General features: G+C 64.9%; 22 protein-coding genes. 17 read left to right on the top strand and 5 right to left on the bottom strand.

From position 1 onward, the window contains the following. Window positions 1-157: 157 nt before the first annotated feature. The 4 genes from VFW84_RS12700 to VFW84_RS12715 are packed head-to-tail and all read right to left on the bottom strand — an operon-like array spanning window position 158 to window position 4,826. Window positions 158-955 (bottom strand): transglycosylase domain-containing protein, encoded by a 798-nt coding sequence (locus VFW84_RS12700; RefSeq protein WP_329680851.1) that lies wholly within the window; start codon window positions 953-955, stop codon window positions 158-160. Next, window positions 955-1,827, bottom strand: a complete 873-nt coding sequence (aroE, locus tag VFW84_RS12705) for a shikimate dehydrogenase (RefSeq protein WP_329680830.1) — start codon at window positions 1,825-1,827, stop codon at window positions 955-957. The genes VFW84_RS12700 and aroE overlap by 1 nt, the downstream gene beginning before the upstream one ends. A 22-nt stretch (window positions 1,828-1,849) precedes the next feature. After that, window positions 1,850-2,734, bottom strand: a complete 885-nt coding sequence (locus tag VFW84_RS12710) for an energy transducer TonB (RefSeq protein WP_329680831.1) — start codon at window positions 2,732-2,734, stop codon at window positions 1,850-1,852. Between the two features lie 28 nt (window positions 2,735-2,762). Continuing rightward, the gene (locus VFW84_RS12715) at window positions 2,763-4,826 is read right to left on the bottom strand and encodes a ribonuclease catalytic domain-containing protein (RefSeq protein ID WP_329680832.1); all 2,064 of its coding nucleotides are present in this window, start codon (window positions 4,824-4,826) and stop codon (window positions 2,763-2,765) included. Between the two features lie 263 nt (window positions 4,827-5,089). Here VFW84_RS12715 and gspG point away from each other — a divergent pair, with 263 nt between their 5' ends. Genes gspG through VFW84_RS12770 form a run of 11 tightly spaced genes read left to right on the top strand, consistent with a single transcriptional unit; the run spans window position 5,090 to window position 14,423 of the window. After that, window positions 5,090-5,557 carry a type II secretion system major pseudopilin GspG gene (gene gspG / locus VFW84_RS12720; protein WP_329680833.1) on the top strand — a complete coding sequence of 156 codons (468 nt, stop codon included), beginning with the start codon at window positions 5,090-5,092 and terminating at the stop codon, window positions 5,555-5,557. Between the two features lie 29 nt (window positions 5,558-5,586). After that, window positions 5,587-6,831, top strand: a complete 1,245-nt coding sequence (locus VFW84_RS12725) for a type II secretion system F family protein (RefSeq protein ID WP_329680834.1) — start codon at window positions 5,587-5,589, stop codon at window positions 6,829-6,831. A gap of 8 nt (window positions 6,832-6,839) precedes the next feature. After that, complete coding sequence (locus VFW84_RS12730; protein WP_329680835.1) at window positions 6,840-8,375, top strand: GspE/PulE family protein; 1,536 nt, start codon at window positions 6,840-6,842, stop codon at window positions 8,373-8,375. Between the two features lie 5 nt (window positions 8,376-8,380). Further along, window positions 8,381-9,130, top strand: coding sequence for a hypothetical protein (locus VFW84_RS12735; protein WP_329680836.1), 750 nt, complete (start codon window positions 8,381-8,383; stop codon window positions 9,128-9,130). Next, window positions 9,127-9,780: a hypothetical protein gene (locus tag VFW84_RS12740; RefSeq protein WP_329680837.1), complete on the top strand. Its 654-nt coding sequence runs from the start codon at window positions 9,127-9,129 to the stop codon at window positions 9,778-9,780. The genes VFW84_RS12735 and VFW84_RS12740 overlap by 4 nt, the downstream gene beginning before the upstream one ends. Beyond that, a complete protein-coding gene (locus VFW84_RS12745; RefSeq protein WP_329680838.1) occupies window positions 9,777-10,361 on the top strand; it encodes a GspMb/PilO family protein in 585 nt (194 codons plus the stop codon). The genes VFW84_RS12740 and VFW84_RS12745 overlap by 4 nt, the downstream gene beginning before the upstream one ends. After that, entirely contained in the window at window positions 10,358-10,918 is a 561-nt protein-coding gene (locus tag VFW84_RS12750; RefSeq protein WP_329680839.1) for a hypothetical protein, read from the top strand. Before VFW84_RS12745 ends, VFW84_RS12750 begins: the two co-directional genes overlap by 4 nt. A 47-nt stretch (window positions 10,919-10,965) precedes the next feature. After that, window positions 10,966-13,092 (top strand): secretin N-terminal domain-containing protein, encoded by a 2,127-nt coding sequence (locus tag VFW84_RS12755; protein ID WP_329680840.1) that lies wholly within the window; start codon window positions 10,966-10,968, stop codon window positions 13,090-13,092. After that, a complete protein-coding gene (locus tag VFW84_RS12760; protein ID WP_329680841.1) occupies window positions 13,089-13,586 on the top strand; it encodes a type II secretion system protein in 498 nt (165 codons plus the stop codon). The genes VFW84_RS12755 and VFW84_RS12760 overlap by 4 nt, the downstream gene beginning before the upstream one ends. A gap of 4 nt (window positions 13,587-13,590) precedes the next feature. Continuing rightward, a complete protein-coding gene (locus VFW84_RS12765) occupies window positions 13,591-13,986 on the top strand; it encodes a type II secretion system protein (RefSeq protein ID WP_329680842.1) in 396 nt (131 codons plus the stop codon). A gap of 44 nt (window positions 13,987-14,030) precedes the next feature. Continuing rightward, window positions 14,031-14,423 carry a type II secretion system protein gene (locus VFW84_RS12770; RefSeq protein WP_329680843.1) on the top strand — a complete coding sequence of 131 codons (393 nt, stop codon included), beginning with the start codon at window positions 14,031-14,033 and terminating at the stop codon, window positions 14,421-14,423. Here VFW84_RS12770 and VFW84_RS12775 read toward each other — a convergent pair. Continuing rightward, window positions 14,415-15,029, bottom strand: a complete 615-nt coding sequence (locus VFW84_RS12775) for a YqiA/YcfP family alpha/beta fold hydrolase (protein ID WP_329680844.1) — start codon at window positions 15,027-15,029, stop codon at window positions 14,415-14,417. The genes VFW84_RS12770 and VFW84_RS12775 overlap by 9 nt on opposite strands. Window positions 15,030-15,134: 105 nt before the next feature. Between VFW84_RS12775 and epsA the strand changes: the two genes are divergently transcribed. The 6 genes from epsA to VFW84_RS12805 form a co-directional block, all read left to right on the top strand. After that, window positions 15,135-15,959, top strand: coding sequence for an XrtB/PEP-CTERM-associated transcriptional regulator EpsA (gene epsA / locus VFW84_RS12780; protein ID WP_329680845.1), 825 nt, complete (start codon window positions 15,135-15,137; stop codon window positions 15,957-15,959). 300 nt (window positions 15,960-16,259) lie between these two features. Beyond that, complete coding sequence (locus VFW84_RS12785) at window positions 16,260-17,096, top strand: PEP-CTERM sorting domain-containing protein (protein ID WP_329680846.1); 837 nt, start codon at window positions 16,260-16,262, stop codon at window positions 17,094-17,096. A gap of 78 nt (window positions 17,097-17,174) precedes the next feature. Continuing rightward, the gene (locus tag VFW84_RS12790) at window positions 17,175-18,599 is read left to right on the top strand and encodes a hypothetical protein (RefSeq protein WP_329680847.1); all 1,425 of its coding nucleotides are present in this window, start codon (window positions 17,175-17,177) and stop codon (window positions 18,597-18,599) included. 213 nt (window positions 18,600-18,812) lie between these two features. Next, window positions 18,813-19,634 (top strand): PEP-CTERM sorting domain-containing protein, encoded by an 822-nt coding sequence (locus tag VFW84_RS12795; RefSeq protein ID WP_329680848.1) that lies wholly within the window; start codon window positions 18,813-18,815, stop codon window positions 19,632-19,634. 185 nt (window positions 19,635-19,819) lie between these two features. Beyond that, a complete protein-coding gene (locus tag VFW84_RS12800) occupies window positions 19,820-21,466 on the top strand; it encodes a ShlB/FhaC/HecB family hemolysin secretion/activation protein (protein ID WP_329680849.1) in 1,647 nt (548 codons plus the stop codon). Window positions 21,467-21,514: 48 nt separating this feature from the next. Further along, window positions 21,515-22,074: filamentous hemagglutinin N-terminal domain-containing protein (locus tag VFW84_RS12805; protein WP_329680850.1), on the top strand; the 560-nt coding region annotated here is incomplete at its 3' end.

A 22,074-nucleotide genomic window follows, 5' to 3' on the forward strand; every position in this document is an offset into this window, starting at 1 on the left:
TGTGGTTTGCCGTGATGGACAAGCGGGTGATCCGTCACTACCAGGGGGACATGTCGCGCATCCGCTTTGCGCCGGGCAAGCGCGAGGCCCTGATGGCCAGGTATGCCGACGAGGCCGCCAAGCAGGCCCGTGCTTGACTCACCCGGCCGCTGGCAGGTCAGGGTAATTCGGCATCGCGCATGCGCGCGGCGATGGTGCCGGCTCGGCCCATGACATAGCCTGAGCGAGGCTGCTGCTCAAAGCGCTTGGGCGCAGGCAGCATCACCGCCAGTCGGGCGGCCTGGATCGGGGCGAGCTGAGCGGCCCCGATGTGGAAGTAGTGGTGGGCCGCCGCCTCGGCACCGAACACGCCTTCCCCCCATTCCACGTTGTTGAGGTAGAGGGTGAGGATGCGCTCCTTGCTCAGCAGGCCTTCGAGCATGAAGGTCAGCACGAACTCCTGCCCTTTGCGCAGGAAGTTGCGCTCGCCACTCAGAAAGAGGTTCTTGGCCAACTGCTGCGTGATGGTCGAGCCGCCCACCACCTTGGGCACGGAGTTGAGCGCGGTGGGGGGCTCGGGCACGGGGCGGCCGCGCTTGAGGGCGCGGGCCACGGCGCGCTCGTGGCGCTCCAGGGCCCGCTTTTTCTGGGCCTCGACGCGCTCCTGGGCGCGGTTGTTGCGCTCCCAGGCCTTTTCCAGGGCGTCCCATTCCACGCCGCTGTGGTCGACAAAGCCGGCGTCCTCGGAGGCGATGACCGCGCGCTTGATGTGCTTGCCCAGGGCATCGTAGCTGCGCCATTCCTGGGCCCACAGGATCTGCCCTTGTTCTCGCAGCAGCCGGCTCATCTCGCTGCGCTGAAAGGTGGTCGACTGCGGATCGATCACGTTCATCAGCGCGATGCGCGCGGCAAAGTACAACTGCAGGCTCAGGCCGGACAGTGCCAGCAGCAGAGTGAGCCGCCAGACCTGGCGCATCATGCCGACGCTCCGCTGGCTGGCGCATCGATCTCGGCGCGCAGGCGGGCCAGCACGGGGGCGGTGTCGGGCCGCACGCCCCGCCACAGGGCAAAGGCTTCCGCAGCCTGCTCGACCAGCATGCCCAGGCCGTCCCGTGGCGTGGCGCCATGCGCGCGCGCCCAGTCCATGAAGGGCTGTGCGGCCTGGCCATACATCATGTCCAGGGCCAGGCCGCCCGGGCTCAGCACCTCCGGGCCCACGGGCACGCCTGAGCCGGACAGGCTGGCGGCCGTGCCATTGATGAACACGTCAAAGCCCTCGCCGGGTGAGGTCAGCGACGAGGCGCGCAGCACCACGCCATGCTGGGACGCCCAGGCGGCGTGGCGGTCGACCAGGGCCTGGGCCTTGTCCACGGTGCGGTTGGCCACCACGATCTCACGGGGGCCTTGTTCGATCAGCGGGCCCAGCACGCCTGCGCTGGCACCACCGGCACCCAGCAACAGCACGCGGCGGCCCTGCAGGGGCACGCCCGCGTTGACCGTGATGTCTCGCACCAGGCCCACCCCGTCGGTGTTGTCGGCCAGCCAGCCGCCCTGAGCCTCGGGGTCGAAGCGCAGGGTGTTGGCGGCCTGGGCCAGCTCGGCGCGCTGGCTGCGCCGTGTGGCCAGCTCGAAGGCTTCGAACTTGAATGGCACCGTGACATTGCAACCCTTGGCGCCTTCGGCGGCAAAGGCGCGCACGGTCGCCGCAAAGGCGTCCAGCGGGCACAGCAGGCGTCCATAGTCCACGGGCTGTGCGGTCTGGGCGGCAAACAGGGCGTGGATGGCGGGCGAGCGGCTGTGGGCCACGGGGTTGCCGGCAACGGCGTAGCGGTCGAGGCAGGGGCTCATGGGCACGAAGATCAAAAAGGGATCAGGGCGTTGGCGGCATGGCATGGGTCGAGGCCTCCATGCCGGCATCCCGTGTGAACTTGAAGCGTGACGAGATCAGCAGCAGGTCATGGCCTGCCCGAACCTCATCGGGCACCACCCCGAAGGGGCCGGCCTTGCGCACGATGCTGGCGGCGCGCTTGTCGAGTTGCTTGTTGCCCGAGCTGCGCGTGATGATGGTGTCCACCACCTCGCCCTGGCGGTTGAGCCAGACCTCCATCACCAGATCGCCGTAGAGCTTGCGACCCTGGGCGGTGGGGAAGTTCTCGGTGCCCGAGCGCTCGACCTGGGCGCGGAAGTGGCTGTAGTACAGCGCATCGGCCGACTTCAGGGTGGCGGGGCTCAGGTAGCGCTTCTTGGGCTTGGCGTTTTCTTCGCGGATGCGCTTTTCGATTTCGGCCAGCAGTTCGGTCAGTTGCTTGCGGCGCTCCCGGTCGGCGCGCGATTCGGTGCGCTCCGCCATGCGACGCGGCTGGGGCGGGGGCAGGGCCGCCAGCTCGTTCTGGACCATGGACAGCAACTGCTGCTGTTCTGCCTGCATCTCTTCGATCATGCGCCGGGTTTCTTCCAGCGAATCGCCCAGCTCGCTGTGCGGCGAGGGCGGCAGGGGGGAGGTGGCGCGTCCCTTGTCCACATCGCCACCGCCGGCCAGATTGGCCTGGGCCAGCGCTTGCGCCTTGTCCGGGCGCTCCTGGCTGGCGGCATTGACCAGAATCACCTCCAGTGGCGTGTCCTGGAAGAAGCGGTTGAAGCCTTCCGGGTCCACGAAGCGCACCGTGAGCAGGCCCGCGTGCACGGCCACCGACACCAGCAGCGTCTTGTGCAGCAAGGTCATCTGGCTCACGGCCGTGCGGAGTCTCTGCAACATGGTGGTCGGTGGGCAATGAGGCCCCGCCTCAGGCGGCGGGGGCGGTCGATTCGGGCTCGGCACCGCCTTCGTTGACGTCGATGGCCAGGGTCAGCGGTCCTGCATTGTCCAGCACCTCGTCGTCGCCTTCGCCTTCTGGTTCACCCTCGTCGGCGGCCTCCGGGGTCTCGATGCGCGAGACCAGGCTGGCGTGCACGTCCAGGGTGAGCTCATCGATGCCGGTGATGCGCACCAGCACCTTGGTGTGGCGCGGCAGCGTCTCGCAGCCCAGGGCCTTGAAGACCAGGGGCAGGCTGTCGGCACGCACCAGACCATTGACCATCACCGCGCACTCCAGCTCGGTGATGGCCTGCTGGCGCAGGTAGCGCAGCGTCCAGTAGCGCTCCATGCTCGACTGGAAGGCGTTGTAGGCGCTGTAGGCCGTGTCGAAGTTGGAGATGACAGCGAACAGGTCGGCATCCTTGGGCTTGAAGGGCGCGGCCAGGGCGGCGGTGCGGCCATTCTTGGCGCAGGCAATGATCTGCCACTGATTGACCAGGTCCACATAGCGGCGCAGCGGTGAGGTGGCCCAGGTGTATTGCGCCACGCCCATGCCCGCATGCGGCAGGGCCTTGGTGCTCATGCGCACCTTGATGCCCGGCTGCAGGCTGGCCTGGCTGCGGTAGATGCCGGGCACGCCCAGCTCGGCCAGCCAGCCACCCCAGGTGCTGTTGGCCAGGATCATGGCCTCGGCCACGATCAGGTCCAGCGGGGCGCCGCGCTGGCGTGTGCCCAAGATGACGTCTTCCGAGCCGGTGGGCTCGACGCCATCGGCCATGGAGTGGGTGCCTTGCGGGCCGGCCAGCTTGAAGGTGTAGTCCGGGCGGTTGAAGTTCTCGGGTTTGCCGCGCACCACCTCGCGCCCTGCCTTGAGGTGGCGGGCGAGGCGGAAGGCAAAGCTCAGCTCGGGTGCAAAGGCAAAGTCGGCCGGTGCCTCGCCCGTCAGGGCGGCCTCGGTCACCACGGCGTCAAGCTGGTCGTGGCGCAGGTTGGCGGCGATGGGCACGCGCTCCAGCCGCGTCTCGCTGCCCTGGATCGCCAGGGTGGTTTCGTCAAAGTGGACGTACAGCGACACGGCGGGGCAGTCGCGCCCTTCCATCAGCGTGTAGGTCTGCACCACCTCGTCGGGCAGCATGGTGATCTTGTGGCCAGGCATGTACACGGTGGACATGCGGTTGCGCGCCACCTGATCGACCGGTGTTCCCGGTGCGATGGCCAGGCCCGGTGCCGCGATGTGGATGCCGTAGACCACGGTGCCGGTGCCCAGGCCCTGGACCGACAGGGCATCGTCGATTTCGGTGGTGTGCGAGTCGTCGATCGAGAAGGCGCGCACGCTGGCCAGGGGCAGCTCGTCCTTGATGGGTGGAGCGTCCAGCGGGGCAAAGCCCGGGCCCTTGGGGAAGTGCTCGAACAGAAAGCGCTTCCAGTGGAACTGGTAGGGGCTGTCGATGGCGCCGGCGTCCTTGAGCAGGTCCAGCGGCGCGCGCTGGGCTTCCTTGGCGGCATGGACCACCGCCTTGTATTCGGGCCCGTTTTTGTCGGGCTTGAAGAGGATCTTGTAGAGCTGATCGCGGATGGCCTGCGGGCATTGACCGGCGACCAGCGCCTGGGCCCACTGTTCGATCTGCAGGGCCTGCTGCTTCTTGCGCTCGATGGCCAGCAGGGCCTGCTTGAGGATGTCTTCGGGGGCCTTGCGGAAGCGCCCCTTGCCTCGGCGGTGGAAGTAATGGGGCGTGTCGTACAGACGCATCAGCATGGCCGCCTGCTGCACGGGGCTGGCGGGGTCGCTGAAGTATTCGCAGGCCAGCTCGTCGAAGCCGAACTCGTCTTCGGGCGCCACTTCCCAGATCAGGTCCAGGTCGATCTCGGCGGCCAGCGCAGGGGCCTGGGCCATCAGCTCGGCCGGAGCGGGCTTGGCGAACTTGATCAGCACATTGGCGGATTTGACCTTCACGCGCTTGCCGGAGTCCAGCTCGATCTGCATCGAGCTGTCGGCTTCGGACATCACGCGACCGGCCAGGAATTTGCCAGTGTCATCAAAGAGGGCGAACATTCAGATGGGTCTGCTTCAATCGATCAAGGTGCGATTGTCCCATTTTGGCGGACTGGGTCGAGGTGTTTGTTGGCAAGACGGGGCTGGACTCTGAGCAGTACGCCACCGCAGGGGATCTGCATCGATGGCAAGAGGGTGCCTTGTCATGAGTTTGTAGCAATCTCTACACGGAAACATCATGATCGCTGAATAGCATCAAACGCTCACTTGATGACTGCGTTTGCAAGTTTCCCACATTGATCTCTTCCAAGTTCACGAGTCCCATGCGTCGATGCTCGCAGGAGACTCAGCCCGTTCTCTGCTCTTCTTGTGGACGACAAGCTGCTGCGCTCCAGCGAGGGTTCACATTGCTGGAGTTGCTGGTGGTGCTCGTCATCATCGGCCTGCTGGCGGGCTATGTCGGCCCCCGCTTCTTCGCCCAGATCGGCAAATCCGAAGTCAAGACCGCCACCGCGCAGATCGATGCGCTGACCAAGGCCCTGGACCAGTACCGTCTGGACACGGGCCACTACCCCACGACTGAACAGGGGCTGGAGGCCTTGTGGCTCAAGCCCGCCGATGAAACTCGCTGGTGGGGGCCCTACCTGCGCAAGGCTGTGCCCAAGGACCCCTGGTCGCGCGAGTATCAGTACCGAGCCCCAGGTGAGCACGGGGATTTCGACCTGTTCTCGCTGGGCAAGGATGGCCGCGAGGGCGGCGAAGGTGAAGACCAGGACATCACCTCGTGGTGATGGACGTGGTGTTGCCGTCCTTCTGAATCATGTCGACCGAACGTTACAGCGTCCGTCACCTGGCCCTGGGCCGCATCGCCGAGCACGAGGTGCAGGCGACCAGTGCTCGTGAAGCGGTGACGGCACTGGCCGCGCTCTTGCAGCGGCCGGTCGGCCCTGCGGATGTGTTGAGTATCCGGGTCGTGTCCTCCGTGGCAGGGGGGGCGACCGTGCAGCCCGCCTCCATCCCATCGACACGGCGCCGACAGACTCGCTTTCCGCAGCGCTTGTTTTGTCAGGAGTTGGCCGTGCTGCTGGATGCTGGCATCCCGTTGCTGGAGTCGATCCAGACCTTGAGAGAAAAAGAGTCTGCTGCGGATGTGGCACATGTGCTCTCCGATCTGATCGAATCCCTCACCCACGGGCAGTCCCTGGCGCAGGCCATGCGTGGGCGCCCTGAGGCCTTTTCGACCTTGCTGGTGGCGTCCGTGGAGGCCAGTGCCCGCACGGGGCAGACGGCGCAGGCGTTGCGCCAGCAGGCGGCCTACCTGGCCTGGGTTGAGGGCATGCGTCACAAGCTGATCTCCGCCGCCATCTATCCCGCCATCCTGGTGTCGGCCAGTGTGCTGGTCATGGCGTTTCTGACCATCTTTGTGGTGCCGCGTTTTGCCGAGATCTACGAGGGCATGGGCGGGGATCTGCCCTGGTTGTCCGGTTTGCTGCTGCGCGCCGGTGCGGCGGTGGGGGCGCACCCCTGGCAGGTGTTGGGTGGCCTGATCGCCGGGGTGGTGGCGCTGGCGCTGATGGGGCGTCAGCCCGCCGTTCGCGCCGCGCTGGCCGATCGCATCTGGCGTCTGCCCGTGGTGGGTGAGCGCTTGCGCTTGCTGGAGCTGGCCACGCTGTATCGCACCCTGGGGCTGCTGTTGCAGGCTGGGGTGCCGGTGATCGCAGCGCTGACCTCATCGCGTGAGCTGGTCGGGCGCTCCTTGCAGCAGGCTCTGGATCAGGCCACGCTGGCCGTGAGTCAGGGCACCCGCCTGTCGGACAGCTTCGAGCGTCACGAGCTCTCCACACCCGTGTCCCTGCGCATGATCCGCGTGGGTGAGCACACGGGCGAGCTGGGTCCCATGCTCGAGCGAGCGGCCTCTTTCTACGATGAAGAGCTGGCCCAGTTCACCGAGTGGGTCGGCCGGGTGCTCAGCCCGGTGCTGATGCTGATCATGGGGGTGCTTATTGGCGGCATCGTCGTGCTCATGTACCTGCCGATCTTTCAGGTGGCGGAGCAGATCCAATGAGCGCGGCGATGGACTCCCTGCAAGCGGACTGGAGCCTGTGGCCCCTGGTGCAGGCCATGCGGCTGCGCCTGGTCGTGGGCCGCGATGCTCAAGGCCGGCTGTGCGCCTGGACCACGCAGGCCGACGATGTCCTGCTGCGTGAGGCCGTGGCGCGGCGCGTGGGGCCGGCCCTGCATTGGCAGCAGGTCACGGCAGAGCAACTCTCGCAGGTGCTGGCGCAGGGCGAATCGGACTTCGAGGCGCGGGGTACGGTGCAGTCCGCGGACGCCTTGCTCGATGAACTGGGGGCGTCCGGCCACGCGGCGGCCCGCGAGCTGTCGCTGGAGGCCATCAGTCGTCAATCGAGCCCGCTGGTCAAGCTGCTGGACGCCACCTTGTTCGATGCCTTGAAGGCACACGCGAGCGATCTGCATCTGGAGTCCACACCGAGCGGCATGAGCATCCGTCATCGCCTGGATGGGGTGATGGTCGATGTGGGCGAGGTCCATGTCCGCGAGACGGCGGAACAACTGGTGTCGCGCATCAAGGTGATGGCCGAGCTGGACATTGGCGAGCGCCGCCTGCCGCAGGATGGTCGCTTCAAGCTGCGGGTGCGCCTGGGGGCCGATGCGGGCGAGCAGTCTGTCCGTGATGTGGACTTCCGTGTGTCCATCATGCCTTCGAGTTTTGGCGAGGACGCCGTCTTGCGCATCCTCGACCGCTCACACCTGGCCACAGACGAGGCACCACTGTCGCTGGAAGGACTGGGCTTCGAGGCCGATGATGCCGCACTGGTGCGTCGCCTGGCGGCCAAGCCCTACGGCATGCTGCTGGTGACGGGGCCGACCGGCAGTGGCAAGACCACGACGCTGTATGCCGTGCTGCAGGAGATCAATGAGGGCCGCGACAAGATCATCACCATCGAAGACCCCGTCGAGTACCAGTTGCGCGGGATCGTGCAGATCCCCGTCAACGAGAAGAAGGGGCTGACCTTTGCCCGGGGCCTGCGCAGCATCCTGCGTCACGACCCGGACCGGGTCATGGTGGGCGAGATCCGCGATGCCGAGACGGCACAGATCGCGTCTCAGGCGGCCTTGACCGGGCACCTGGTGCTGTCGACCATCCACGCCAACAATGTGTTCGATGTGGTGGGCCGCTTCATGCACATGGGGGTGGACCTCTACAACATGGTGTCGGCGCTCAATGGGGTGGTGGCCCAGCGGCTGATGCGGCGTCTGTGCGTGCATTGCGCCACACCCTGGTCGCCTCAGGCCAGCGATCTCAAGGCCGCGATGCTGCCGCTGGACACGCATGGGCGCTTCTTTCAGGCGGTGGGATGTCCACGCTGCCGAGGCACGGGTTACGCCGGCCGCAAGGCCATCTCCGAGGTGCTGCTGATGGACGACACCTTGCGGGACCTGATCGTCTCGCGTGCTTCGCTCATCAAGATCAAGGCCCATGCACGCGCCAGTGGCACGCGCTTGCTGCGTGAAGCGGCGCTGGCCTGCGTCCAGCGTGGGGAGTCCACGCTGGATGAACTCAACCGCGTCACGCTGGCGGAGTGAGCGAGATGACACCCATCCGTCTGAACACCCTGGCCCGAGGCCTGCGCACCCTGCAGCGGCCTGCCAGTGTCCTGCTTCTGCCGGGGCAGCCCATGAGCGGGCCACATGAGTCGGGCTGGCCTGTCGCTTCGCATGACGATGCCTTGATGGCCTGGCGTGACTGGTGTGTGGCACAGGCGGGGCGCCGCTGTCGCATCGCCTTGTCTTGCCAGTGGGTCATGAGTGGTGTGGTGCCCATGAGCGAGGCCGCCACGGCCCACGAGGCGCAGTCACTGATGGCGCGCCAATGGGACCACTATGTCAATGTGGGCGCCGAACAGCTGGCGGCGCAGGGCCTGGTGCGAACCACACGTGCGGGGCAGTCGTGGCTGGTCTGTGCCATGCCGCGTGCGCTGGTGCAGGATCTGCAAGCCCTGGCCCACGCGCACGGCGTCGGTGTGGTCTGGATGGGGCCCTGGTGGGCCGCGGGTGCCCAGCGCTGGTGGTCGCATGGCGCCCGTCATGGGGCAGGCAGTGCGCCTCGTCAGCTCTGCGCGCAGGAGCCTGGCTGGTCCACCCGGTGGATCGCCGAGGCGGATCAGGTCTCGCGCTTGTGGGTAGAGCCCTCGATCGCTCCAGCCTCGCCATCCGGTGACGGCGTGACGACGGTGTCATTGTTGCGTCATGGCGCGGCTTCAGCATCCTGCCTTTGGGATGACGAGGCCACACACAGGCTGATCAGTGGGCGCGACGCGGCCTGGAGAGGCGACGCATGATGAGTTGGCTTCACCGGTTGGCGTGGTTGAGCGTCCGTCCTTCCTGGGCCGACGAGCTGGATTTCGTCGGTCCCCGCGTGCGCACGTCGGTCTGGTCCTGGTTGATCCTGGCGGCGGGGGTGGTGGCCATGATGATGGTCGTCGATGTGATGGACCACCTCGAGCAGGACCTGGTGGACGCGCGCCAGCAGTTCAGGCGCCTGAGTCAGGCGGACCGGCAACTGAGGCTGAACCGGGCGATCGAGCAAGGCCAGTCCTCGGCGCGGGCAGAGTCTGGTGCGAGGCCGGTGTCCAGCCCGCCGCCTTTGCGCGGCGCGGGTCTGGTGGATGGCCTGGGCATGGCGCGTCTGTTGGCCTACCCCTGGGCGGCCACCTTGAATCGCATCGAAGCGGAGGCCTCCACGCATCAGGTGGTGTTGATGTCCATGAGCGTGGATCTGGACAAACAGTGGCAGTCCACCGATGGTGCGCCGATCTGGCGTTTGCAGGCTGCGGTCAGGGATGATCCGTCGGCGCTGGCCTGGGCTGCACGCTTGCCTGGCGGGCGTCTGCTGAGCCGCGACCGTCTGGCGCAGCCCTTTTCTGCTGAGGCGGGTTCCTACACGCTGAAGGTGGATGCGCAGATGGCTGATGGTGGGGGCTCGCCATGAGCATGATCCGATCGTCTCAAATCTCCCGCTTCGATGCCAGCGCCTGGCGCCGTGGTCTGGCTCGTCTGGGGGCCCCAGGCCTGTTGGGCCTGCTGTTGATGGCGGGGGCATTGGGCCTGTGGGTGGGGGTGGTGCCGGCCGCACGCCAGTCCCTGGTGGAGCAGCAGGAGCAGGTCGAACACGTGCGCGAACAGTTGAAGGCGGGCTCGACACCGGGCACGGCATCGGCCTCCCTGTCCACGCAAAGCGATCTGGCCTGGCAGACCCTGTGGGGCGCCCTCCCTGAGGAGGCCGACGGCAATGCATTGATGACCGGCGTGCTGGCGGCCGCCCAGCGTCAGGGGGTGACCCTGGGCGCGGTGCAGTTCTCGTCGGAGCCACTCAAGGGCCTGGCGCCCGTGGGGCGGCAGCGCCTGGTCCTGCCGGTGGAAGCGAGCTATCCGGCCTTGCGGTCCTGGCTGGCCGAGGTGTTGCAGCATCCCAGCGTCAGCCTGGATGCCCTGGATGTCAGCCGGGACCAGGTGATGAGTGATCAGGTGCGCGCCCGCGTGACGCTGTCGTTGTGGTGGAAGAGGCCATGAGAACTTCCTTGTGGATCGGCCTGATGGTGATGGTGGGGGCCAGTGTGTTCCTGTCCATCCAGGATGCCGATGAGATCGAACCGGTCACCCGTGCGGGCGCCCGACCCGAGGCGCGAACCAGCCAGGTGGAGCCCCGGCGTCGCGGGGGGGCTTCCGGTTCTGCCGATGCAACCCTGCGTCAACAGGAGGAGGCGCGGCAGCGTGCTTTCGTGTGGTCGGTGCAAGGCTGGCAGCAGCGCCTGTCAGACGGTGGGCATGACCTGGGCGGGAACCCGTCCAGACGCACGTCGGGCTGGAGCTCTCAACAGCCGCCCCAGGTGGCACCGCCCCCGCCGCCCCCGCCTCCGCCACCCATGGCGCCACCCTTTCCGCACACCTGGATCGGTCGCTATGACGACGATGTACCGCGTGCGGTGGTGGCGGGTTCGGCGCGGACCTGGGTGGTGCAGTCGGGGGATGTGATCGACAGTCAGTGGCGGGTGGATGCGGTCAATGCACGTGAGATGCGGCTGACCTACCTGCCGCTGCAGCAAAGTCAGACCGTGATGTGGAAGTGAACATGAACAGTATGTCCAGGGGCGAACCAGTCATGGAGCGACGAAAGATGTGGCGTGTGCTGAGTTGGGTGGCCTTGCCGCTCCTGTTGAGTGCCTGCGCCAACCCGGCCTTGCGCGAGGCAGAGAAGCAGCGCGACGCCGGGCAATACGAGGCGGCTGTGTTCACCTTGCAGGCTGCGCACCGCGATCGGCCAGATGACGCCACGCTCAAGGGGGCCTATGTCAAACAGCGCGACAGCACGCTGACCTACCTGCTCTATCAGGCAGAAGCCACACGCGCATCCGGATCGGCTGCCGACTATCAGGCGATCCTGGCGCGCCTGGAGGCCGTTGCACCGGGGCATCCGAGGGTGATCGCCTTGAAGGAGGATCTGGTCAGAAAGGAGCGGATCGAGCGCCAACTGAGTGAAGCGCGTGCCGCCCTGCAGGCACAGGATGCGGCCCGCGCCGAGGCGGCGCTGCGGGCGGTGTTGGCCGACGAAGTGAATCACCCCGAAGCACGGGCCTTGCTCGGTCGTCTGGACGAGCAGCGCGGGGAGCAAACGCGACGCCAGAGCGTCGTGCGTCTGGCCACGGCACAAAAGCCTGTGACCCTGGAGTTCCGAGAGGCGGCCTTGCGCCAGGTGTTCGAGGCGCTGGCCCGTGCGGCCAATGTCAATTTTGTGTTCGACAAGGACGTGCGGGGTGAGGCCAAGGTCACGCTCTTCCTGCGCAACACCACCGTGGACGAGGCCTTGCGCGTGATCCTCAACACCCAGCAGTTGGGCTCCCGCCTGCTCAATGACAACACGGTGCTGGTGTTCCCCAACACCCAGCAAAAGCAACGCGATCTGCTGGACACGGTGACCCGCAGTTTCTACCTGGTCAATGCCGATCCGAAACAGGCGCAAAACCTGGTGCGCACCGTGGCCAAGACCCGGGACATGTTTGTGGATGAACGGCTCAATCTGCTGGTGGTGCGTGACACGCCGGAGGTCATGCGCTTGGTCGAGCGATTGATCGCGGGCATCGATCTGCCCGATCCGGAAGTCATGCTGGAGCTGGAGGTGATGGAGGTGTCCTCCAAGCGGCTCAATGAGCTGGGGCTGTCCTGGCCAGACACGGTCAACTACGGATTGCCGGGCGGCCCGGCGGTGCTGAGCAGCACCAGTGGTTTGCGCTGGAGCACGTCCAACCCCCTGGCCGTGGCCACACTCAAGGGCAGCACCGACTCCACCAATCTGCTGGCCAATCCCAAGATCCGTGCGCGCAACCGAGAAAAGGCCAAGGTGCTCCTGGGTGAGAAGCTGCCCGTGTTCACCACGACGTCGACCGCCAATGTGGGGGTGTCGGCCTCGGTGGCTTACCTCGATGTGGGCCTGAAGCTGGAACTGGAGCCCCAGGTGCAACTGGACAACGAGGTCATCATCAAGGTGGCGCTGGAGGTCAGCAGCATCACCGGCAAGGTGGCAGGCCCTCAAGGGTCGCTGGCCTACCAGGTGGGGACCCGCCAGGCCACCACCTCGCTGCGCTTGCGTGACGGCGAAACCCAGGTGCTGGCAGGTCTGATCAGCGACGAAGACAGCAAGAACGCGGCGGGCCTGCCCTGGATCCACGATCTGCCGGTCCTGGGGCGCCTGTTCGGCAAGACCACCGACACCCGCAACAAGACGGAAGTGGTGTTGCTGGTGACGCCGCGCATCGTGCGCAATCTGAGCCAGGCGCAACTGCCCAGTGCGGCCATGCCATCGGGCACGGAGGCGCAGCCCGGGGCGGCGCCCTTCACGATGAGCCAGGGACAAGTGTCGACAGCGGTGGCGCGCGGCTCGGTGGCAAGGGCTGAGCGCGAGCCCCGTTCGGATCGACGTGACGAAGGTGCCCCACAGGCCGGAATGCGCCTCACCGGGCCGGAGCTGATACAGCCCGGCGCATCATTCCAGATCACGGTGCACAACCCCTTGAAACAGGCCTCGTCGCTGATCTATGACACGGTGATGTTCGAGTCCAGCGCGGATGCCAGTGCCACCGGCCGGGTGCTCATCCATCAGGCTCAGACGGACCGACAGGTGCTCACATTCCGGGTCAAGAAGGATGCACCTCCGCGGGCCGCCGAGTTCTCCCTTGATGCGAGCGACGCGACTTTGACGGTGCGTCTGGGTGCCGCAGCGGAGCCGGGGAGCGATGCACAGCCATGAGTTCAACAGGGTGTTTGCAGGCGGGTGATCGGCGTCGAGGATTCACGCTCATCGAGATGATCGTGGTGGTGCTGATCGTCTCGATCCTGGCGAGCGCGGCGGTGCCTCTGGCGGCCTTGCACAAGCGACGCAGCCAGGAGGCCGAGCTGCGCGACAACCTGCGGGTGCTCCGGCGTGCCCTGGACAGCTACAAGGCCGCCTGGGACCAGGGGCGCATCGAGCGGACCGTGGGCGCCACGGGTTATCCACCCGATCTGCGCATCCTGGTCGATGGGGTGCGTGACATCACGCGCACTGACGGTGCGCGCATCTATTTCATGCGCCGCCTGCCCAGAGACCCCCTGGCACCGCCACAAGTTCCTGCCGAGCAGACCTGGGGATTGCGCAGCTACGAGAGTCCACCCGATGCACCAGCGCCTGGCAAGGATGTGTTCGACGTCTATTCCACGGCACCGGGCACAGGGCTCGATGGTGTACCGTACCGACAATGGTGAGGCCATGATCCAGCTACTTTGCCGCCGTCACCGGGGGTTCACGCTGATCGAATTGATCGTGGTCCTGGCCATCGTCGCCTTGCTGGCGAGCATCGTGGCACCGCGCTACTTCCGCTCGGTGGACAACGCCCGGGAAGCCACCTTGCGCACCTCGCTCAATGTGATGCGCGATGCCATCGACAAGCATGTAGGTGACCGGGGCTCGTACCCCGCATCGCTGGACGAGTTGGTGCAATTGGGCTACATCCGCCAGATCCCGGAGGATCCCATCACGGGTCAGCGTGACAGCTGGCAGATGTTGCCGCCCCGAGAGGACGACGCGATGTCGGGAGGAATGGCGGACGTGCGCAGCGGCGCGGGTGGGAAGGCCCAGGACGGCACACCTTACAGCGAGTGGTGACCATGCGGCAAGGCTCGTCAAGCGCGCGCGGATTCACCTATCTGATGCTGCTTTGGTGGATCGCCATCAGCGGTGTGATGCTGGCTGCACTGGGACAGAGCTGGGCCATCGAAGCCCGTCGGCAGCGTGAAGCTGAACTGGTCTTTCGGGGCGAGCAGATTCTTCGTGCCTTGACGTCCTATCGCCTGTCGACCCCGGAGGGACAGCCCAGTCTGCCCCTGCGGCTGGAGGAGTTGCTGGATGATCGTCGCTCCGGCGCGAGCAAACGACACCTGCGCCAACTCTGGCCCGATCCGATCACGGGTGAGGCGTGGGCTTACCTGCTGGAGGGAGAGCGCATCCGTGGCGTCTACAGCCAGGGCAAGGGCGTGCCTTTGTCCGGGCCTCCGGGAGCGCAGAGCTACGAAGAGTGGCGCTTTGAGCTGTCCTCACGCTGAGGTGGGTGTGGGCAGGCCCAGGTAGCTCAACAGATCCGGCAGGTGCTGATCGAAGTCGCTGATGGCGTGATCGCCGCCATCGAGCAGCTTGATGCGCGCGCCCTCATAGTGCGAGACCATCTCTCGCCAATCCAGCACCTCATCCCCTTCGGCGATCAGGGCCCAGTAGCGCTCGGGCCGCGTGATGGGATAAGGATCCAGCGCGGTGAACTCGTCAATGAACTCTGTGCGAAAGAAGAACCGATCATCGGGATGGTGAAAGCTGGTTTGTTCGCCGATGTACCGAGCCAGATCACGCGCGGGTGCCACCGCCGGGTTGATCACTGCGGCCACACAGCCATGGCGCTCCGCCAGCACCGTGGCATAAAAGCCGCCCAGCGAGGACCCGATGACGGCCATGCTGTCGCGTGGCCAATCGGCGATCAGCCATTCGATTTCCTGCATGGCCTGCCTGGGGGATGGAGGCAGTTGCGGGCAGGCCCAGGTGATGTCGATTCCAGCATCACGCCATGCTGGCACGAGCGCAGCCAGCCGCTGTGCCTTCGCTGAAAGCGGTGATGAACGGAAGCCGTGCAGGTAGAGCAGATGAGTAGGTGGGCGTTGCACACCTGCATTCTGACAGCATGTATCGGATCGCGGAAACTCAGGCCTGCATTCAACAAACCGTCATCTTGCCTCTCTACGCTCTGCGGCTTATCACCACGATGCCACATGAGCAATTCATCCACCGAGAGCTCCAGCTTGTCCGAGAGCATGCTCAGGCTCGTCGAGTCTGCGCCGCAAGTGCACCGACGGTATCAGTTCTTCCTGTGGAGCCAGGGGGACTTGCAACGCTGGATTCCGCACAAGCTCATGGTGTGCGGCGCCTATGACCGGCGCTCGCGTGATGTGGCGCTCGACATCTTCAACAGCTTGCCCATGCCTGCAGCGGCCCTGCGGGGTTTGCAAGGGGTGAGAGATCTGCCGATCGCATCGGCCATGGCTCAATGGCGTCAGCAGCGCTATCAACCTTGTGTGATCGATCTGCGTCAGTTGCCCGAGGATGAGGCCGTCGCAGCCTTGATGGCCGACGGGTATCGCCAGCTCATGATGCATGGGCTGACCCGCCCGTCCAGACCCGATGAAATCGTGAGCTTCTTCATTTTCGGGGCGCCCGATCAGTCGTATGACGAAGACGTCATGAAGGCGGTCGACATGTTGCTGCCCTGTCTGCACATGACCTATCAGCGGGTGCATACCACCGAGGTGGACCTGGGGACCCCACCCATGCAGGGCCAGGGGAGCTATGCATCGGGTTCACCGAGCGCCAGCCACAGGCCACTGGTCACTGCGCGAGAGCGCGAGATCCTCATGTGGGTGCGCGATGGCATGAGCAACCAGCAGATCAGCGACAAGCTGGGCATCAGCGCCCTCACGGTCAAGAACCATGTGCAGAAGATCCTGCGCAAGCTGGGAGCGGCCAACCGTGCCCAGGCTGTGGCCAAGGCCATGAATATGAACCTTCTGGGTGCCGGGCAGGATGCGCCGCTGAGCTGATCGGCTCATGCCTCGTGCGGCGCTGAGTCGATCGGACTATGTCGGGGTCTTGCGCCGAGTGATCGGGTGTCATCGGCGCACCGAATACTTCGAATGAGTGCAGCAGCCTCGCTGCACATCGATTGCTCTTTGATGAGCACACGACACACCGCCACCGCTGACCGCCGCGCAAGAGCCTCCAGGGAGGGCATCGAGACGTAGGGGCTTGCAGCGAAGCAGACCCCGTGTGTGCTCAACCGATTTGCTTTCCTCTTTCAACGAACTTGTCCTTTCACCCATCTGGATTCTGGAGAGACCTTCATGAAACTCAAGACCCTTGCGGCCGCCCTGGCCATCGCTTCTTCCGGCTCGGCATTCGCCGGTGTGGGCACCCCCGTGGCTTCGTCCACCGGCGGCGAAATGCTGCTGAGCATCTTCAGCCAGGCTGGTCAGGCCACGTACCAGCTGGACATCGGTCTGCTGTATGCAGATTTCGTGTCCCAGGCTTTTGCCAAGCTGCCAGATTCGACCTCGCCCTACACCATCAGCCTGACCATCGATGCATCCACCGATGCCGCGTTCAGCAGCTTCATCAATCACATCGGTGCTCAAAGCGACGTCAAGTACTCCTTCATCGGTGGTGACAACTCCGGTGTGACGGCCGCTGCCCGTTCCATGGCCACGACCATCCGCGCAGGTGGCGATGTGACCGTGATCACCAACGGCAATCTGGTGGATGGCATGAACAGCATCGCCAACAACTACATCGACTCTGGCGTGAACACCAAGGTGGGCAACGTCATGGCGGTCAATGGCAGCAGCTGGTTCACCCAGGCCGAGAACAACAATGGCCACTACTACAAGGTGGACCAGACCACGCTGAATGGCAAGTTCAACATCGGCAATGACAACCTGGTGGGTACGGCTGCCGATGTGTACCACTTCGTGCGCAGCAGCACGTCTGCTGGTGGCAATGCCATCGAGACCAAGCTGGGTGCCTTCAATGTGGTCAAGAACAGCAACACGCAATACGTCGTGTCTTTCTCGACACCCCTGACGACGCCTGTGGCCGTGGTGCCCGAGCCCAGCTCCTACGCCCTGGCCATCGCCGGCCTGGGTGTGGTGGGCCTGATTGCACGCCGCCGCCGCGTTGCCTGATGTCTTTTTGGAGCTCCGCGAGGAGCTCCATGTCTGTCTTCTCCCTCCCTGTCGATCACTTTGTCTCAAGGATTCATCATGAAACTGCGCATCGTCGCCCTGGCCGCTGTGGCCACCCTGGCTGGTCAGGCTCAGGCCCTGACCCTGGCTCAAATTGCCTCCGCTCGTTCGGCTGGCACACTGCTGGAAGTGCACTTCAGTGGCGCGTCGGCTCTGTCTGCTGTGGTGGGCGGTCTGTTCTCTCAGAACTGCAAGGCCGGTACCCGCAACGACTACAAGAGCGATTTCACCGATGCCGCCTTCGCGGGTGACACCGCCAATGGCCAGTCGGTCAATGCCTACACCTGCGAACTGATCGCCGGCAACGACTTTGGTGCCGCTTTTGACAACAAGCAAGTTGTCTTCCAGAAGTCTGACCAAGGTGGTTCGGGCAATGGCGTGTTCCCGGTGGCCTACAACCAGCAGTTGCCCTTCCTGAACCTGACCGCCGCCAACTGCGTGGCCGATGTCTGCAAGAGCAATGGTTACACCCGCGCGCCTGAAGGCGGTGTGTCTGATGTGGCTCCCGTCGGCTTCAACCCTTCGCTCAACCGCCCCAAGTCGCCGGTGGATTTCAGCAATGACATCCTGTATCCCGCCGTGTCCAATGCCAACTTCCAACGCGTCGATGGTGTCATCCAGACCGTGTTCGGTCTGGCTGTGAGCAAGCCCCTGTACGATGCCCTGCAGGCCGACCAGGGGCTGGCATCGTCGGTGCGTCCTTCGGTGCCCCGTGCCGTGATCGCCACCATGTTGTCCAATGCCTTCGATCCTTCCATCAGCTGGAAGGCGCTGCTGCCCAACAGCCCTGCCGTGAACGAGCAGCAAGTCAACATCTGCCGCCGTGTCAATGGCTCGGGCACCCAGACCAGCGCCAACCGCTTCTGGGCTGAGTACGCTTTCAACCAGTCGTCGCTGATCCCGGCTGACAACGCCAACAACTCCGAGTTCTCGCCTGCCAATCTGATCTCGGACGTCAACAACAACAGCGTGATCCACGTGTATGAGGGCTCGTCCACCTCCAACGTGCGCTCCTGCCTGGCTGAGGCCAACAAGGCTGGCAAGCTGTCGTTCGCCATCGGTCACGTGTCGCTGGAGAATGCAGAGACGGCCGACTGGAAGTTTGCCAAGATCGACGGCGTCGAGCCTTCGCGCGACAACGCCAAGAAGGGCTTCTACGACTACGTGTTCGAGTCCACCATGCAGATCTCGAACTCGGCAGCCAATGGCGCTTTCCCCAACAACAAGCGTGCTTTCCTGAACGGCTTCATCGACGCTGCCAAGAAGCCTGCGAACTTCAATCAGTTGTCCGCTGCTGCCCAGAATGGCGTGATGGCCTTGCCGACCGCGGCTTCCTGTGCGGCTGCGCCCTTCGGTGGCTACGTGGCTGCATCGGCTGAAGAGAAGTTCTGCTCGCGCGTCAGCCGCCCGACGCCCAACGATCCTCTCGTGATCTTCCGCTGATCGTCTGCCACAGGGTGCTCTTGTGGGCACCCTGAGTGACGCCTGCCCGCAGTGAGCTCAACGCCCTGCGGGCTTTTTTCAAGCCGTAGTCCGATCGGATGCCCTGATCGCTCTTGGCGTTCAACGGGGCGTCACAGAGTCCGATCACACTCAAAAAAACCATCCAGGTGACCCGCCATGGGTCGCCTATTCATCAATGACTGGAGAGACTTCATGAAACTCAAGACCCTCGTGGCCGCCCTGGCCGTCGCTTCCTCTGGTACCGCATTTGCGGGTGTCGGCACGCCCGTGGCCTCGTCCACCGGCGGCGAAATGCTGCTGAGCATCTTCAGCCAGGCGGGTGAGGCCACGTATCAACTCGATATGGGCCTGCTCTATGCCAATTTCGTGTCTCAGGCCTTTGCCAAACTGCCGGAATCGGGCACGCCCTACACCATCAGCCGCACGCTGGACACTGCCAACGATGCTGCATTCGCCAGCTTCCTTGCGGCCGTGAGCGGGCAAAACGACATCAAGTTTTCCTTCATCGGGGGTGACAACTCTGGTGTGACAGCCACCAACACACGCTCCATGGCGACCACCATCCGCGCGGGTGGTGATGTGACCGTGATCACCAACGGCAACCTCGTCGATGGCATGAACAGCATTGCCAACAACTACATCGATACCGGTGTGAACCTGAAAGTGGGCAATGTGATGGCAGAGAACGCCAGCACCTTCTTCACGCAGGCCGAGAACAACAATGGCCACTACTACAAGGTGGATCAGACCACCTTGAACGGCAAGTTCGCCATTGGCAACGACAACCTGGTGGGCACCACCGCCAATGTCTATCACTTTGTGCGCAGTGACACATCTGCGGGCGGCAACGCCATCGAGACCCTGCTGGGCACCATGTCGGTGGTGCAAAACAGTGCCACCCAATACGCCGTGTCCTTCTCGACCCCCACGGCTGTGCCCGAGCCCAGCACTTACGCCATGATGGGCCTGGGCCTGATCGGCTTGAGCCTGGTGGCGCGTCGTCGTCGCATGTAAATCAAGGCCTTCAGCCAAGCCCTGCACAGCAGCCCTGTGCATTCAAAGCCCACCCGTTCCCCGGTGGGCTTTGTGCTTTGTGGGGCCCCCATCCAAGGGGTGGGGTTGAATTGTCATGGTGGCATGAGCTGAACGGCTCATGTTTCTTCATGGCCACTTCATGCCTGCTTGTCACAGTGGCGGGCATGACCCACCGTCCATCCTTCCTTGTCAGCGCCAGACGTCTGTGCGCCCTCCTGCTGGGGCTGTGCCTTGTGGCTGTGATCCGTCCATCGTGTGCCGATCCCGTCATCGGGGCGGCCCGGCGGTTTGCCATTGACGAGTTCGAGATCGAGGGCAACACTGTCTTGCCGACGACTGCGGTGGAGCGCGCGGTGACGCCCTTCCTGGGGCCGGACAAGACCCTGGCCGATCTGGAGGGCGCTCGAGCCGCCCTGGAGAAGGTCTACCAGGATCAGGGCTATCTCTCGGTCTATGTCGAGGGCGATGATCAGATCCCGCTGGATGGCATCTCTCGTCTGCGCGTGACCGAGGGCAAGGTGGCGCGCCTCAAGGTGAGTGGATCTCGCTACCACGACCCGGCCTACATCCGTGAGACAGCGGCCGAGCTGAGCCCCGGCCAGGTGCCCAACTTCAACACCTTGCAGACGCAGTTGGCCGAGCTCAATCGCAACGAGGTGCGGCGTGTGCAGCCCGTCATCAAGCCGGGCTACGAAGCCGGCACCGTGGAGGCCGAGCTGCAGGTGAGCGATCAGTTGCCCCTGCAGTTCAGTCTGGAACTCAACAACCGGCAGGTGCAGTTCACCCAGCCCATGCGTTTGCAGGCCACCGCCCGCTACGAGAACCTCTGGCAGTCGGACCACGCCTTGTCGGTGACGGCCATCACCACCCCTCAGGATATCGATGAGAGCAAGGTGCTGGCCTTGTCCTACACCGTGCCGCTGCGTGGCGGTGACGCCTGGCTGGGCTTCCTTGTGCTGTCGGACAGCCTGGTCGAGCCCTTGGGGGCCGCCAATGTGGTGGGCAAAGGGGTGACGCTGGGTGTGCGTCGCCTGTGGGCCTTGCCGGGTCACAGCGGCTTTCAGCACAACCTGTCGTTCGGTGCGGACTTCAAGGATCTCAAGGAGCGCATCGTGGCCGATGACAGCGCCTTGTCCAGCCCCCTGCGCTATGTGCCCATGAAGCTGGACTACAGCGCCTCATGGCAGACCGATGACACGGCCACCTCCCTGGCCGTGGGCGGTGTGTTCAGCTTGCGTGGTGTGGTTCGCCGCTCGCTGGATTGCGCTGACACCGGGGTGGTCGACCAGTTCGCCTGCAAGCGCGAAGGCGGGGACGGCAGTTTTGCCGTGCTGACGCTGGACGCCACGCACAGCCGGCCGCTGTGGCGGGGCCGATGGGATCGATGGCAGGTGCGAGGACGTCTGGGTGCGCAGTTCAGCGCGCAGCCCCTGGTGGGGGCCGAGCAGTTCTCGATCGGTGGAATCGACAGCGTGCGCGGCTACTACGAGTCCGAGGCCGTGGGGGATTTGGGGGTGCATGCCGGCCTGGAGGTGCGCAGTCCCAACTGGGTGAGTGGCCTGGCGGGAGAGGGGGCATCGGCCCTCACCGAGTTGCAGGCTCTGGCCTTTGTCGAGGCCGGGCGCGTGCAGACCCATGAGGCCGGCAACGCTCAGGAGCACACCACCCTGGCAGGAACGGGCCTGGGCCTGAAGGTGCGTGCCCGCCGCAACGTGTCGGCCCAGATGGATGTGGCCTGGCCCTTGCGATCCACCGATGCCACACGTCGCCATGACCCCCGCGCCCATGTGCGTGTCGGCGTCGAGTTTTGAGATGGCTGAAGACACACCCGGCCCTGCCGCCCTTGCGAGAGATTTGACATGACTGCCCATCTGCCCCTTCCTTCGACCGCTCGACAGCCCGGTCGTCAGCGCAAGCTTCGCGTGCGCTGGCACCCCCTGGCCTGGGCCGTGGCCTGCGCGGTGGCACCCGCCTGGGCGGCGCAGAAGGATGTGCGCTTGCCGGAGATGCAGTCCGGGACGGATGCGGTCAAAGGCACCGGCAGCTATGCCGTTGATGCAGCCAAGGCCCTGGGCACGGTCACGCAGACCAGCAAGCGTGCCATCTACCACTGGAAGTCCTTCGACATCGGTCGTGATGCGACCATGAACTTCGATATGAAAGCAGGCCCCGGCTCCAGCGCCCTGAACCGGGTGCTGGGCAGCGCCCGGCCCAGCGAGATCCTGGGCAAGCTCAAGGCCAATGGCAATGTCTTCCTGATCAATCCCAATGGGGTGCTGTTCGGATCCACGGCCCAGGTCAATGTGCAGGGCCTGATGGCCTCTACCCTGGGCCTGGCAGATGACGTCTTTCTGAATGATCTCAACACCATCAACACGCAGGACGCCACCTTCGCCTGGCAGGACGTCAAAGGCGAGGA

Source organism: Aquabacterium sp. (assembly GCF_036279655.1).
GTDB lineage: Bacteria > Pseudomonadota > Gammaproteobacteria > Burkholderiales > Burkholderiaceae_C > Aquabacterium.

Excerpts from the sequence above, each read along its gene's own strand:
- VFW84_RS12700 (WP_329680851.1), bottom strand. The coding sequence starts at position 955 with ATGCGCCAGGTCTGGCGGCTCACTCTGCTGCTGGCACTGTCCGGCCTG.
- aroE (WP_329680830.1), bottom strand. The coding sequence starts at position 1,827 with ATGAGCCCCTGCCTCGACCGCTACGCCGTTGCCGGCAACCCCGTGGCC.
- VFW84_RS12710 (WP_329680831.1), bottom strand. The coding sequence starts at position 2,734 with ATGTTGCAGAGACTCCGCACGGCCGTGAGCCAGATGACCTTGCTGCAC.
- VFW84_RS12715 (WP_329680832.1), bottom strand. The coding sequence starts at position 4,826 with ATGTTCGCCCTCTTTGATGACACTGGCAAATTCCTGGCCGGTCGCGTG.
- gspG (WP_329680833.1), top strand. The coding sequence starts at position 5,090 with ATGCGTCGATGCTCGCAGGAGACTCAGCCCGTTCTCTGCTCTTCTTGT.
- VFW84_RS12725 (WP_329680834.1), top strand. The coding sequence starts at position 5,587 with ATGTCGACCGAACGTTACAGCGTCCGTCACCTGGCCCTGGGCCGCATC.
- VFW84_RS12730 (WP_329680835.1), top strand. The coding sequence starts at position 6,840 with ATGGACTCCCTGCAAGCGGACTGGAGCCTGTGGCCCCTGGTGCAGGCC.
- VFW84_RS12735 (WP_329680836.1), top strand. The coding sequence starts at position 8,381 with ATGACACCCATCCGTCTGAACACCCTGGCCCGAGGCCTGCGCACCCTG.
- VFW84_RS12740 (WP_329680837.1), top strand. The coding sequence starts at position 9,127 with ATGATGAGTTGGCTTCACCGGTTGGCGTGGTTGAGCGTCCGTCCTTCC.
- VFW84_RS12745 (WP_329680838.1), top strand. The coding sequence starts at position 9,777 with ATGAGCATGATCCGATCGTCTCAAATCTCCCGCTTCGATGCCAGCGCC.
- VFW84_RS12750 (WP_329680839.1), top strand. The coding sequence starts at position 10,358 with ATGAGAACTTCCTTGTGGATCGGCCTGATGGTGATGGTGGGGGCCAGT.
- VFW84_RS12755 (WP_329680840.1), top strand. The coding sequence starts at position 10,966 with ATGTGGCGTGTGCTGAGTTGGGTGGCCTTGCCGCTCCTGTTGAGTGCC.
- VFW84_RS12760 (WP_329680841.1), top strand. The coding sequence starts at position 13,089 with ATGAGTTCAACAGGGTGTTTGCAGGCGGGTGATCGGCGTCGAGGATTC.
- VFW84_RS12765 (WP_329680842.1), top strand. The coding sequence starts at position 13,591 with ATGATCCAGCTACTTTGCCGCCGTCACCGGGGGTTCACGCTGATCGAA.
- VFW84_RS12770 (WP_329680843.1), top strand. The coding sequence starts at position 14,031 with ATGCTGCTTTGGTGGATCGCCATCAGCGGTGTGATGCTGGCTGCACTG.
- epsA (WP_329680845.1), top strand. The coding sequence starts at position 15,135 with ATGAGCAATTCATCCACCGAGAGCTCCAGCTTGTCCGAGAGCATGCTC.
- VFW84_RS12785 (WP_329680846.1), top strand. The coding sequence starts at position 16,260 with ATGAAACTCAAGACCCTTGCGGCCGCCCTGGCCATCGCTTCTTCCGGC.
- VFW84_RS12790 (WP_329680847.1), top strand. The coding sequence starts at position 17,175 with ATGAAACTGCGCATCGTCGCCCTGGCCGCTGTGGCCACCCTGGCTGGT.
- VFW84_RS12795 (WP_329680848.1), top strand. The coding sequence starts at position 18,813 with ATGAAACTCAAGACCCTCGTGGCCGCCCTGGCCGTCGCTTCCTCTGGT.
- VFW84_RS12800 (WP_329680849.1), top strand. The coding sequence starts at position 19,820 with ATGACCCACCGTCCATCCTTCCTTGTCAGCGCCAGACGTCTGTGCGCC.